General features: G+C 59.8%; 12 protein-coding genes. 3 read left to right on the forward strand and 9 right to left on the reverse strand.

Annotated features, from left to right (window positions below; translation table 11 throughout):
- Positions 1-239: 239 nt before the first annotated feature.
- The 9 genes from parC to Q8R10_RS12185 form a co-directional block, all read right to left on the reverse strand.
- Complete coding sequence (gene parC / locus Q8R10_RS12145; protein WP_305654088.1) at positions 240-2504, reverse strand: DNA topoisomerase IV subunit A; 2265 nt, start codon at positions 2502-2504, stop codon at positions 240-242.
- Positions 2505-2511: 7 nt separating this feature from the next.
- Positions 2512-3036 carry a TIGR02281 family clan AA aspartic protease gene (locus tag Q8R10_RS12150; RefSeq protein WP_305654089.1) on the reverse strand — a complete coding sequence of 175 codons (525 nt, stop codon included), beginning with the start codon at positions 3034-3036 and terminating at the stop codon, positions 2512-2514.
- Positions 3033-4046: an esterase-like activity of phytase family protein gene (locus Q8R10_RS12155; protein ID WP_371133332.1), complete on the reverse strand. Its 1014-nt coding sequence runs from the start codon at positions 4044-4046 to the stop codon at positions 3033-3035. The genes Q8R10_RS12150 and Q8R10_RS12155 overlap by 4 nt, the downstream gene beginning before the upstream one ends.
- Positions 4043-5932, reverse strand: a complete 1890-nt coding sequence (parE, locus tag Q8R10_RS12160) for a DNA topoisomerase IV subunit B (protein WP_305654090.1) — start codon at positions 5930-5932, stop codon at positions 4043-4045. Before parE ends, Q8R10_RS12155 begins: the two co-directional genes overlap by 4 nt.
- Positions 5933-5958: 26 nt before the next feature.
- Positions 5959-6564, reverse strand: coding sequence for a YqiA/YcfP family alpha/beta fold hydrolase (locus tag Q8R10_RS12165; protein ID WP_305654091.1), 606 nt, complete (start codon positions 6562-6564; stop codon positions 5959-5961).
- Between the two features lie 110 nt (positions 6565-6674).
- Entirely contained in the window at positions 6675-7514 is an 840-nt protein-coding gene (gene cpdA / locus Q8R10_RS12170) for a 3',5'-cyclic-AMP phosphodiesterase (protein ID WP_305654092.1), read from the reverse strand.
- A 176-nt stretch (positions 7515-7690) separates the two neighbouring features.
- A complete protein-coding gene (locus Q8R10_RS12175; RefSeq protein ID WP_305654100.1) occupies positions 7691-8143 on the reverse strand; it encodes a DUF1249 domain-containing protein in 453 nt (150 codons plus the stop codon).
- Positions 8134-8736, reverse strand: coding sequence for an NUDIX domain-containing protein (locus tag Q8R10_RS12180; protein WP_305654093.1), 603 nt, complete (start codon positions 8734-8736; stop codon positions 8134-8136). The genes Q8R10_RS12175 and Q8R10_RS12180 overlap by 10 nt, the downstream gene beginning before the upstream one ends.
- 354 nt (positions 8737-9090) lie before the next feature.
- A complete protein-coding gene (locus Q8R10_RS12185) occupies positions 9091-9795 on the reverse strand; it encodes an ABC transporter substrate-binding protein (protein WP_305654094.1) in 705 nt (234 codons plus the stop codon).
- Positions 9796-10005: 210 nt separating this feature from the next.
- Here Q8R10_RS12185 and Q8R10_RS12190 point away from each other — a divergent pair, with 210 nt between their 5' ends.
- The 3 genes from Q8R10_RS12190 to Q8R10_RS12200 all read left to right on the forward strand — a co-directional run bounded on the left by Q8R10_RS12190 (position 10006) and on the right by Q8R10_RS12200 (position 12379).
- The gene (locus Q8R10_RS12190) at positions 10006-11139 is read left to right on the forward strand and encodes an aminotransferase class V-fold PLP-dependent enzyme (RefSeq protein ID WP_305654095.1); all 1134 of its coding nucleotides are present in this window, start codon (positions 10006-10008) and stop codon (positions 11137-11139) included.
- A 171-nt stretch (positions 11140-11310) separates the two neighbouring features.
- Positions 11311-11877: a DUF4166 domain-containing protein gene (locus Q8R10_RS12195; protein WP_305654096.1), complete on the forward strand. Its 567-nt coding sequence runs from the start codon at positions 11311-11313 to the stop codon at positions 11875-11877.
- Entirely contained in the window at positions 11870-12379 is a 510-nt protein-coding gene (locus Q8R10_RS12200) for a demethoxyubiquinone hydroxylase family protein (protein ID WP_305654097.1), read from the forward strand. The genes Q8R10_RS12195 and Q8R10_RS12200 overlap by 8 nt, the downstream gene beginning before the upstream one ends.
- Positions 12380-12535 lie beyond the last annotated feature (156 nt).

Consider the following 12535-nt stretch of genomic DNA (forward strand, 5'->3'; position numbering starts at 1 on the left):
GGCTATTGGCTGATGCTTAGTCAGTTGCGCCGTAACCCACCAGAGGGGACCGGCCGATCACCGCTTGGTGGGTTACGTGGCGCACATATTGCTCGGTGGATGCCCTGACCCTGCTCTGCGCCACTAACCCACCCTACAAAAGCTGCGTGCAACACGTAACTGGGACATAACCATTCTAATAGCCGCCAGAAACAATCAAGCCGCCCTATTGGGCGGCTTGATTGTTTAGCGCAGGCAAATCACGCCAACGCAGGCCCTTCCACCAACAAACTGTCCACCCGCTGGAAGCCGCGGGGCAGCTTGTTACCACGTCGGCCGCGTTCGCCTTTGTAGTGTTCAAGATCGTCGGCTTTCAGTGACAAGGTACGTTTACCGGCGATCAATACCAGAGTGCTACCGGCAGGCAATACGGCCAAGTCGGTCAAGTACTCCTCACGGCTGGCGACGCGCTCGCCGGGGATGCCGATGATCTTGTTGCCTTTGCCCTTGCCCAGTTGCGGCAGGTCGCGGATCGGGAATACCAACAGGCGGCCTTCGGTGGTGACGGCGGCCAGCCAGTCTTGCTCGCGATTGGCCAGCGGCCGTGGCAGCAACACCTTGGCGCCGTTGGGCAGGGTCAGCAGGGCTTTGCCAGCTTTGTTTTTGGCTTGCAGGTCTTCGCCTTTAACCACGAAACCGTAACCGGCATCCGAGGCGAGCACATACAGGGCGTCGTCTTCCGGCAGCAGCACGCACTCGAAGGTGGCGCCCGGCGGCGGCGTCAGGCGGCCGGTGAGCGGCTCGCCCTGGCCGCGGGCCGAGGGCAGCGAATGGGCGGCCAGCGAGTAGCTGCGCCCGGTGTTATCGATAAACACCGCAAACTGATTGGAGCGCCCCGGCGCGCCGGTTTTGTAGCCGTCGCCGGCTTTGTAGGAGAGCCCAGTAGCGTCGATGTCATGGCCCTTGCCACAACGCACCCAGCCTTTTTCCGAGAGCACTACTGTGACCAGTTCGGTCGGCATCAGCTCGGTTTCCGACAAAGCCTTGGCTTCGCTGCGCGACACTATTGGCGAACGGCGGTTGTCGCCGTAGGTTTCGGCGTCGGCGAGCAACTCAGTGCGCACCAGCTTGCGCAACTTAGTTTCGCTGCCGAGCAAGCTTTGCAACTTGGCTTGCTCCTTGGCCAGGGCGTCCTGCTCGCCACGGATTTGCAGCTCTTCCAGCCGGGCCAATTGGCGCAGGCGGGTTTCCAGAATGTATTCGGCTTGCACATCGGTCAGGCCGAAGCGCGCCATCAGCACCGCTTTCGGTTGATCCTCGGTGCGGATGATGTGAATCACTTCATCCAGATTAAGGAAGGCAATCAAGCGACCTTCGAGCAAGTGCAGACGGTGCTCGACTTTGTCCAGACGGTACTGCAAGCGCCGGCGCACGGTGCCGATGCGGAAGGTCAGCCATTCGCCGAGCAGGGTGCGCAGGTTCTTCACCTGTGGCTTGCCGTCCAGGCCGATGATGTTGATGTTGACCCGGTACGAGCTTTCCAGCTCGGTGGTGGCGAACAGGTGCTGCATCAGCTCGTCCAGATCGATGCGATTGGAGCGCGGAATGATGACGATGCGGCACGGGTGTTCGTGGTCCGACTCGTCGCGCAAATCGGCGACCATCGGCAGTTTCTTCGCCTGCATCTGCCCGGCGATTTGCTCCAGCACCTTGGCGCCGGACACCTGATGGGGCAGCGCGGTGACCACTATGTCGCCGTCTTCGATGCGGTACACGGCGCGCATGCGCACCGAGCCCTTGCCGGTTTCGTAGATTTTCAGCAGATCGGCGCGCGGGGTGATGATCTCCGCTTCGGTCGGATAATCCGGGCCGAGCACATGCTCGCAGAGTTGTTCGACCGTGGCGTTCGGCTCGTCGAGCAAACGCACGCAAGCAGTCGCGACTTCGCGCAGGTTATGTGGCGGCACGTCGGTGGCCATGCCCACGGCGATGCCGGTGGTGCCGTTCAATAACAGGTTAGGCAACCGCGCCGGCAACACGGCCGGCTCATCCAGGGTGCCGTCAAAGTTCGGCACCCAGTCGGCGGTGCCTTGGCCCAACTCGCTGAGCAAGGTTTCGGCGTAACGCGACAGCCGCGCCTCGGTGTAACGCATGGCGGCGAAGGATTTCGGATCATCCGGCGCGCCCCAGTTGCCCTGGCCATCCACCAGCGTGTAGCGGTAGCTGAACGGCTGAGCCATCAGCACCATGGCTTCGTAGCAGGCCGAGTCGCCGTGGGGGTGGAACTTACCGAGCACGTCACCGACAGTACGCGCGGATTTTTTGTGCTTGGAGTCAAAATCCAGGCCCAACTCGCTCATGGCGTAAATGATCCGCCGCTGCACGGGTTTGAGGCCATCGCCGATATGCGGCAGGGCGCGGTCCATGATCACGTACATGGAGTAGTTGAGGTAGGCCTGCTCGGTGAAGTCGGCCAGGGAGCGCCGCTCCACGCCATCCAGGCTTAGGTCTAGTGAGTCGCTCATGCGGGCCTCATTGAGTGGTGGTCTGGCGCAACAGCAAGGTGCCGTCGCGCTGGGTAAATTCGAGTTGTTTCAAGGCGCTCATGCCGAGCAGTATTTCATCGCCAGTCATGCCGGGAGCCACCAGCGCCCGTACATCCTGGAGGACGATATCGCCCAGCTGCAAACGGTCAAGACGGGTGCGATAACCGGTGCTGGTGCCATTGGCGGTGTGCAGGCTGACCGGCGCACCGCGCTTGAGGCCCAGGCGCTCGGCCAAGTCGCCCGGAATAGCCACGTCGGTGGCACCGGTATCGAGTAAAAACGCCACCGGCTGGCCATTGATCTGGCCGCTGGCGAGGAAGTGCCCCTGACCATTACTGGCCAACCGCACTTCGATAAAACCGGCGCCCTGTTGCGAACTGAGCACTTGATTGGGATTGCGCTGGGCGTCTTGCCATTGACCAAAGAAGCGCGTGGCCAAAAACAGCCCCAGAGCCCAGGCGACTATCAGCATGACCTTGCCGGCACCACGCCCGGCGTTGCTATTGCTCATAAGTTGCCGCCCCAGCCGCCGGTCGGTGCGGCAAAGCGCCAGATGATTGGCCGCGCTTCGCCATCACCACGGGCGCGTCCGCTACCGAACATGCCGTCACCGTTATCGATGCCGATCCAGGCGCCGTCCGCATCGACCGACAAGGCTTCGGCTAAGCCATAAGGCAGGTCATAGCGGCGCGCCTCGGTAAGTGCCTCGGCGGCAAACGACCAGCAATGCTCGACGCTGCCATCCTGCGGATTGCGCCGACAGATTTGATGAACCAGGCGCTCGAGGGTGAAGAGTTTGTCGTTGAAGAAGACCAGGTCGGCGAAATCATTTGGCTGCACCTGCGCACCGATTGGCGCAGGCGCGGCTAGTTCAGCTCCCTCGCTAAGCAGTACGCAACTGCCCTGACAGCCCCAGGCGCTGGACTCTTGGTGCAGCGCCAGCAAGCCACGATTCTGCCGCTCGGCGGCCAGCCACAAACGCTCACCTGCCGGATCTATCGCCAGTCCCTCAAACAAGGCATTGAACTGCCAGAGCAGGCCGCTGGCACGGGCTTGGCGCAGCAAACTCGGCGGCAGTCTTAACCAGCTCGCTAGGCCTTGCGGAGGGATTTTCAGCACGGCGACGTGCGCCTCGCTGACCAGGTAACGATTGCCGGCAGCGTCGCAACTGAGACCTTCAAAATCTAAATTACCACCACGCAACAGACCGCTGAGATCATTACGCACCCGCTGGCCCCAAGACAAACCACTGACCGGCACGGGTGGCGCGCTGAATACTTCGGCCTGCGCCTGCCAGACGCCTTGTTCGCTACCGAGTCGATAGAGCCGATCATCGTCGCGATCCGACAGCGCCCATAGCGCACCGCCACACCAGGCCAGCCCCGACAAATTGCCCGACGGCATACCCACCACCGGCTGTTCGGCCAACAGCTTGAGCTCGCTGGTTGCTGGCGCGGCTTGTGCCGTTATGGCCAACCAACTCAGCAATAAGCCTAGGCACAGGCCGAGGCCTGCTTTCACAGCAGCGCCTCGGCCAGATTGCCCTTGGCTTCGAGCCAGCTTTTGCGGTCACCGGCGCGCTTTTTGTTCAGCAGCATGTCCATGATTTCTTCGGTGGCGACGTAGTCTTCCAGGGTCAACTGCACCAGCCGTCGGGTGTTGGGGTCCATGGTGGTTTCGCGCAGCTGCGGCGGGTTCATTTCACCCAGGCCTTTGAAGCGGGTGACCTGCGGCTTGCCGCGTTTCTTCTCGGCCACCAGGCGGTCGAGAATGCCATCGCGCTCGCCTTCATCCAGGGCGTAGTAAATCTCCTTGCCCAGGTCGATGCGGTACAGCGGCGGCATGGCCACATAGACGTGGCCGGCATCCACCAGCGGGCGAAAATGCCGCACGAACAAGGCGCACAGCAAGGTGGCGATGTGCAGTCCATCGGAGTCGGCGTCGGCGAGGATGCAGATCTTGCCGTAGCGCAGTTGCGTCAGGTCGGCAGCGCCCGGATCGACGCCGATTGCCACGGCGATATTGTGCACTTCCTGGCTGGCCAGCACTTCGCCGCCGTCGACTTCCCAAGTGTTGAGGATCTTGCCGCGCAACGGCAGGATCGCCTGAAACTCTTTATCCCGCGCCTGCTTGGCCGAACCGCCGGCAGAGTCCCCTTCGACCAAAAACAGCTCGGAGCGCATCGGGTCCTGGCCGGCGCAATCGGCCAGTTTGCCCGGCAAGGCCGGACCTTGGGTGATGCGTTTGCGCTCGACTTTTTTCCCGGCTTTCAGGCGGCGACCGGCGTTATTGATGGCCAATTCGGCCAGTTGCAAACCCAGCTCCGGGTTGACGTTCAGCCACAGGCTGAAGGCGTCTTTGACCACCCCGGAAACAAACGCCGAAGCCTCCCGCGAGGACAGCCGTTCCTTGGTTTGCCCGGAGAATTGCGGCTCCTGCATCTTCATCGACAAGACGAAGGCGATTCGCTCCCACACGTCTTCCGGTGCCAGCTTGACCCCGCGTGGCAGCAGGCTGCGAAACTCGCAGAACTCGCGCATGGCATCCAGCAGCCCTTGGCGCAGGCCATTCACATGGGTGCCGCCTTGCGCGGTGGGGATCAGGTTGACGTAGCTTTCCTGCACGCTCTCGCCGCCCTCCGGCAGCCACAGCAGCGCCCAATCGACCGCCTCTTTATTACCGGCGAAGCTGCCACAAAAGGGCTCATCCGGCAGTCGCTCGACTTCGGTAACGGCGTCCACCAGATAGGAGCGCAGGCCGTCTTCATAAAACCATTCGAGCTTCTCGCCGCTGGCTTTGTCTTCGAAGCTGACGGTCAGGCCGGGGCACAACACGGCCTTGGCCTTGAGCACGTGTTTGAGACGGCTGATGGAGAATTTCGGCGCATCGAAGTACTTAACATCAGGCCAGAAATGCACGCTGGTGCCGGTGTTGCGCTTGCCGACCGAACCAACCACCGCCAACTCGCTGGCCTTGTAGCCGTCGGCAAAGCTCATCAGGTATTCGTTGCCGTCACGCTTGACCCGCACATCGACGCGGGTCGACAGGGCGTTAACCACCGAGATGCCGACGCCATGCAGGCCGCCGGAGAACTGGTAGTTCTTGTTGGAGAACTTACCGCCGGCGTGCAGCTTGGTCAGGATCAGCTCAACCCCGGAGACGCCCTCTTCCGGGTGAATATCCACCGGCATGCCACGGCCGTCGTCGCAGACTTGCAGCGAGTTGTCCTCGTGCAAAATCACCTGCAGCGACTTTGCATGACCGGCCAGCGCTTCGTCGACGCTGTTGTCGATGACTTCTTGCGCCAGGTGATTGGGTCGGCTGGTGTCGGTGTACATACCCGGGCGCTTGCGCACCGGATCAAGGCCGGAGAGGACTTCAATGGCGTCGGCGTTATAAGTGGCCATGGGAACTCACTACTCTCAAAAATCGGTCAAAGGTCGGTGAAATCAAGATCGCGCCACAGCGCTGGAGCAATCCCGGCAAAGGCAAAGAGTGCCGGCAAGCACTCGGTAAAACCCAAAAATCCATGCTCGCCACCGGGCTGAATGCGCAGACTGCAAGCCCGGTAATGGCGCTCGGCGGCGCGGTAATCGAGGGTTTCATCGCCGGTTTGCAGCCACACCTGATAGCGCGCCGGATCGTGCGGCGCCGGCACATCCAGGCGGATCAAGGCCGCCACATGCTCAAGGGTTAACTGCCAGCATTCGCCCGTGTAGTAGTTTTGCTGCGGGCCTAGATGCGCCTCAAACAATAACTGTGGGCGCACTGCCGGGTTAATCAACAACGCCTTAAGGCCATGCCGCTCGGCCAAGTGGGTCGCATAGTAGCCGCCCAGCGAGCTGCCGACCAGCAACGGCCGGCCAAGCTGCGCCACTGCGGCGTCCAGCTGGGCCATGGCCTGTTGCGGATGATGATGCAGGTCGGGCACCTGAAACTGCGCGGCCAGGCCCATGCGCTGCATAGCCGTCTGCAGCATGAGCGCCTTGAGTGAGGCTGGCGAGCTGTTCAGCCCGTGGATATAGAGAATGCTGGTCATAGGTAAGTGGGCAATGGGAAGTGGGGAGTGGGGCGCGCAGAGACGCAGGCCGTGTCGGTGGATGGCTGGAGCGCAGCGCTTATAGGTTGAGTCCAGGCACAAGTCCGGGCTCAATAGCCTTTAACGCTGTAATCGACCTCAAAGGGGATGCCGGTAACCCGCGACACGCCGGTCTCCAGCTGGCCATCGGCATGCAAACGCAACCAGCGATAGCCCGGTGCCTCTTGATCGACCTTAAATTCCTCGCTGCCCGGCGCAAATTGCACGCAGGTGGAGGGTGAAGCCAGCAGCCGCACGCCGTTACGCAGCTGGTCAAACTCCTGATGGATATGCCCCCAGAGCACCCCGCGCACCGCCGGATAGGCATCCAGCACGGCGAAAAACTCATCCGCGTTGCGCAGCCCAATCGCCTCCATCCAGCGGCAACCGATCGACACCGGATGATGATGCAGAGCCACCAGCACATGCCGCTGCCCCGCGCCCCGCAACGCCTGTTCAAGCAGCGCAAGCTGGTCGGCAGCCAAGAAACCCGGCACCGCACCAGCAATAGAGGTGTCCAGCAGCACGATGCGCCAGTTGCCCAGATCAATCAGCGGCTGCAACAAGTCACTGCCGGCGCAAGCGGCCCGCATCATCACAAGGCCATCATGATTACCGGGAAACCAGCGTGCCGGCGCCGGGATTTGCCCCAGCAACTGGCGAAAACGCTGATAGGACTCGGGCGAGCCATCCTGCGAGATATCGCCGCTGGCCAGCACCAGATCAATCTTTGGTTGTTCGTTGAGAACCCGCTCGATGACCCGCTGCAAGCTGTCGTGGGTATTCATGCCCAGCAGCTTATCGCCTGCGTGCGCAAACAAATGGCTGTCGGATAGCTGCACCAGCAGTACCGAATTATCGGTCGTGCCAGCGGCAACAGCATCAGCAGAAACAGTGGGGGCGCACGGCAAGGCCGTCTCCTTGTGCGGGATCAACTGAATTATGGCGGCTCAAGCCGGCCAGGGTAAACCCACAAAGTTGTACTGCTATCACAGAAACCCCGCAGCGCACGCACTGGCCCAGCGCTTTGGCGCATTTAACAGGCCGCTTTATTACTCAGCCTAGCGCCAAGACGCAACCCGTGCGCTCAAATGACCGGCTGCAATTCATGGCCGCAGGCTAGGCAATGGCCCAGCCATTCACCGAGAAACTGATTGAGCTGGGTTTTCTCGTCGGGCTGGTGCATGGCCGCGTTCGGGTAGGGGTAAGTGCTGCGAAACCGCCGAGCCTTGGCCGCACCTATCACCTCGGCCATCCGCGCATCGTGATAGACCCGCACTTCCAGCTGCGGCAGCGGCAACCAGGGCAAGCTGAGTTCCTGGCGCAGCCGCAGAGTGCTGGTGTAGGGACAAGCATCGAGCACATCCAACGTCAGCACGCCAAGCAAGCGCTCGCCCTGGCTCAGCGCCACTTGCCGCTCCCCCAGTTGTTCACGCATGTCCGGCAGCAAACGCATCAGCCGGGCGTAATTGGCCGCGCAAGTCGCCTGCAGCTCGACCAGGTCGAGCCGGTAGCGCTCGCGCAGCAGGCTCATGCCCAGCGCCCGCGAACTTCATCGCGATTCAGCGCCAGCCATTGCAGGGCAATGATGCTGGCGGCGTTATTGATCCGCCCATCGCGCACCGCCGCCAGCGCCTCCTCCAGCGACCAGACCAACACGCGGATGTCTTCTCCCTCTTCTTCCAGGCCATGGATACCGCCGGCGCCGAGACTGTCGCAACGCCCGACATACAGATGCACGCGCTCATCGGAGCCACCCGGCGAGGGATAGTACTGGGTGATCGGCCACAGCTCGCCGAGGGTCAAGCCGGCTTCCTCTACCGCTTCGCGGCGCGCCACTTCATCGGGTTGCTCGTCTTTGTCGATCAGCCCAGCCACCACCTCGATCAGCCAAGGGCTGGGGCTTTTGTCCATGGCGCCGACGCGAAACTGCTCGATCAACACCACGTGATCGCGCTGCGGGTCGTAGGGCAGCACGCAAACCGCATCATGCCGTACGAACAACTCGCGGCTGATCGGTCGGCCCATGCCACCGGCAAATAAGCGATGACTTAAGTGCAAGCGGTCGAGCCGATAGAAACCCTGAAAACAGGTTTCGCGCTCAAGTATTTTTACATCCTCATCGCGATTCATCGCGCACTCCACATCCACTAAAACTGCTTCACGCGAGCAGCAGACCCCACAGATCCGCCCAGAACATTCACGCCCATACGCGCAGCTTACACCTTGCGGCGCAGCGCGCAGACGGGGAAATTGCAGTCTTGCGCAAGCGCCCGCGGCCAGCCGTCAGCGCGCAACACTTCAGCCGCCGAGGGCAGAGGTAGATGAAGATTTGGCGCTACTAACCGCCGAGAGATCGGCAGCGACGGGGGCGGCTGGATGCAGACGCTGGAAGTGGCGGCTAGGCAAACTGGCAACGGATGGGAACTGCAGCGCAGTTTCCATCCGCTAACATCCAAACTAGCCTGCGCAAAAGTAAGCCCGCGCTTACTGGTATTTTTTGTTAATCGTATCGATGGTGCCGTCTTTGACCATGGTCTGCAGCGTGGCATTGAGCTTGTCGATGGTCGCTGCGGCTACCGAAGTATTGCAGGCCAGGTACAGCTCGGTTTTTTTGAAGCTCAGCAGCGGTTTGACTTTTACTTTCATTTTGGCCGAAACAAAGGGACCGGCCGAGATACCAGTAGCCCACAAGTCGATACGCCCGGCGTTGAGCTTTTGTACGCTTTGCTCATCGTTGCCGGCTTCATCAATGGCGAATTTTTGCCCCTGCAAATACAGCGTAATCGCATCACCCCGGTAACCGCCTATTTTGAACGCCCTAGCCGCCTCTAAGGAATCGAGCGTGATAGTGCTATCCGCCTTGGCAAAAAGCACCCAGTCATTGGGGGCTACGGGGCCGACCCACAAGAAGCTTTTTTCACGTTCTTCAGTTCGGGTGGTTGAATACACACAGGTATTTTTATCGTAGTGGGCCATTTCAATCGCGCGAACCCAGGGGTACATTTTGAGCGTGTAGTCAATTTCTGCGCGCTTGAACAGCTCACGAACTACCTCAGTCGCGCTGCCCACAATGGTCTTTCCGCTATCGGTTGAGTAGTTAAATGGGGGAGCATCTTCAGTGGTCAAAATCAGACTATCGGCCCACGCACCACTGGACAGCAACAAACCAACACAGAGTAGTTTTTTCATAGCCTCATCCTCGCTGCAACATGACGTACACAAAGGGACTGGTGAAGCCTTAACCCTAGTGGTTAGGGTGCCCCCCGTCAAAAAATGCCTTTCCCGGCAGCGCTATCGCCTGAGAGCCCCGCAATACCGCCACTACACGGTCAGCATTGTCATTTGCGCGCACTTGCGGCAGGGTCGCGGCACGCGCCATTTATTTCACTGGAGTCACCCATGTCCGAGCTATTTCCCAGTATCGATCCCGATGGCCTGATCGAGTATTCAGTGGTCTACACCGACCGCTCGCTGAACCATATGTCCAAGGCATTTCAGCGGGTAATGAATGACATTTCCAGCACCCTGAAACAGGTCTACAACGCCCACGCCGTGGCCATAGTACCCGGCAGCGGCACCTTCGGCATGGAGGCGGTGGCGCGGCAATTGGCGACTGGGCAAAAATGCCTGGTAATCCGCAACGGCTGGTTCAGTTATCGCTGGACGCAGATTCTGGAAATGGGCGCTATCCCGGCCTCGGTGCAGGTACTTAAAGCCCGCCCACTGGTGGCGGGTCACCAAGCCGCGCTGGCCCCAGCACCGCTGGCCGAAGTGCTGGCGACTATTGCAGCGGAAAAACCGCAAGTGGTGTTCGCCCCGCACGTAGAAACCGCCTCCGGCATGCTACTGCCTGACGACTACCTGCGCGCCGTGGCCGACGCGGTGCACGCAGTCGGCGGCTTGTTCGTGCTCGACTGCATCGCCTCCGGCGCCCTGTGGGTCGATATGCAGGCCTGCGGCATTGACGTGCTGATCAGCGCCCCGCAAAAAGGCTGGAGCGCCTCGCCGTGCTGCGCCTTGGTGATGATGAGCGAGCGCGCCCTTGAACGAGTCAACGCCACGCAAAGCACGAGTTTTGCCTGCGACCTGAAAAAATGGCTGCAGATCATGCAAGCCTACGAACAAGGCGGCCACGCCTACCACGCCACCCTACCCTGCGACGCCCTGGCGCGCTTTCGCGACGTGATGCTGGAAACCCAAGCCTACGGCTTCGACAAAATCCGCGACCAGCAACTGGAACTCGGCCAACGGGTGCGCGCCCTGTTAAGCGAAAAAGGCTTCAACAGCGTCGCCGCCAAAGGCTTCGAAGCGCCCGGCGTGGTGGTTTGTTACACCGAAGACGCGGGCTTTAAAAACGGCCAAAAATTCGCCGCCCAAGGCCTGCAAATCGCCGCCGGCGTACCGCTGCAATGCGACGAACCAGCGGATTTTCAAACCTTCCGCATCGGCCTGTTCGGCCTTGAAAAACTGCAAAACATCGCGCGCACCGTGAGCACCCTGGAGCAAGCGCTGGAGAAAATCGAACAGGCCTAAACCGCTGGTGGACAAGCTGCGCGTTGTCCACCCTACCCGGCGATATGGAGATTACGTAGGGTGGAAAACTGCGCAGCATTTTCCACCGCAAATGTAGGGCGGGTGAAGCCCGCATAGGATCAGAGCTCGCGGGAGGCACTGCCCAGTCCAAACAATCCAAGAGATCACGTTATGAGCAGCAACTTAGTCAGCGATTGGTTTGGTCAGGAGTTCAATAATCTACATCCGATGCTGCAACAGCTTCACCGACAAGGCGGCCTGTTAGCCGGCACAGTTAAGGTTGTCATTCCACGGGGTGCCGCAGGGGTAATAGGCAAACGGCTAGCAAGCAAGCTCGGAGTACCAACGAGCTCCGGCGACCATATACTAGTCGTTACCATCTCTCATCATGCCGACGGGCTGCATTGGGATCGCTGCTTTAACTCGCAAACGACCATGAACTCAACCTTCACGCCAATTGGCGAACTACCGAATGGCTACTGGCTAGAAAATACCGGGCCGCTAAAAATGTTTTTAACCGTAGACACCATAAACGGCGGCTGGCACTGGCGCTGTCTAAAGATGAAAGTGCGTGGCTTACGCTTACCCCTGTGGCTATTCCCCCACTCGACTGCGTTCAAAACCATTGAGGGTGATAAATACCGATTTTACGTAGGGTTCTCCTTGCCCTTCTTCGGCACCATTCTTTCCTATGGCGGCCTGCTCACCCCAAGTGTTGCGGAAAGCATCTTTGATTGATTTGGCAAAAGAACTGCGCGTGATGCATGCCTGCGAAAAGGGCGCCATCGGGGTTTATCGAGGACACAAATGTGTTGCTCGTTACTTCTTCCGCGCCAAGCTCGAAGAGCTCGACTGCATGCGATTTCACGAACGTGAACATTCGGAAATTTTCGCCCGTCTGCTGAGAGAATATGGTTTTCGCCAATGCTATCTGGCTTTTCTCTGGATCTACGGTGGTCTGTTCTACGGCGTATTCGTCGGTGCCTTCGGTCTCAAGGCAATTGGTCGAAGCACTGCGACTATTGAAGATATTGTTGATCGTGAATTCGATAACTCGCTCAAGCAGATACAACAATGGCCAGCGGTCTGCGACATCGTTAGAGCGATACAAATAGAAGAGCGCGAGCATAAAGCTAGCGGCGAGCTTTTCGCAGGCGACACCATCGAAGCCAAATCGATCATCGTTAATATTGCAAGAGCGGGAGCTTATGCAGCAAAGCACCTTGCTGAAACGCTATAAATCAATATCAACACTTAAGGAGACGCTGAAAAAATCAGCCTTCCGTTCCGGCAACCGAGATAGCCACTAAAAAACGGGCTATCTCGACCGATTAAGGCCTTTTCAGCCTCTTTTACCTTGGCAGCAACCGCTGCCAAGCCTGTTTCCCATACTCAA

The sequence above is a fragment of the Pseudomonas sp. genome (assembly GCF_030698175.1).
GTDB lineage: Bacteria > Pseudomonadota > Gammaproteobacteria > Pseudomonadales > Pseudomonadaceae > Aquipseudomonas.

What these genes read in the sequence shown, in the direction of transcription:
- parC (WP_305654088.1), bottom strand. Translation starts at nt 2,504, where the DNA reads ATGAGCGACTCACTAGACCTAAGCCTGGATGGCGTGGAGCGGCGCTCC.
- parE (WP_305654090.1), bottom strand. Translation starts at nt 5,932, where the DNA reads ATGGCCACTTATAACGCCGACGCCATTGAAGTCCTCTCCGGCCTTGAT.
- Q8R10_RS12195 (WP_305654096.1), top strand. Translation starts at nt 11,311, where the DNA reads ATGAGCAGCAACTTAGTCAGCGATTGGTTTGGTCAGGAGTTCAATAAT.
- Q8R10_RS12190 (WP_305654095.1), top strand. Translation starts at nt 10,006, where the DNA reads ATGTCCGAGCTATTTCCCAGTATCGATCCCGATGGCCTGATCGAGTAT.
- Q8R10_RS12180 (WP_305654093.1), bottom strand. Translation starts at nt 8,736, where the DNA reads ATGAATCGCGATGAGGATGTAAAAATACTTGAGCGCGAAACCTGTTTT.
- Q8R10_RS12165 (WP_305654091.1), bottom strand. Translation starts at nt 6,564, where the DNA reads ATGACCAGCATTCTCTATATCCACGGGCTGAACAGCTCGCCAGCCTCA.
- Q8R10_RS12185 (WP_305654094.1), bottom strand. Translation starts at nt 9,795, where the DNA reads ATGAAAAAACTACTCTGTGTTGGTTTGTTGCTGTCCAGTGGTGCGTGG.
- Q8R10_RS12150 (WP_305654089.1), bottom strand. Translation starts at nt 3,036, where the DNA reads ATGAGCAATAGCAACGCCGGGCGTGGTGCCGGCAAGGTCATGCTGATA.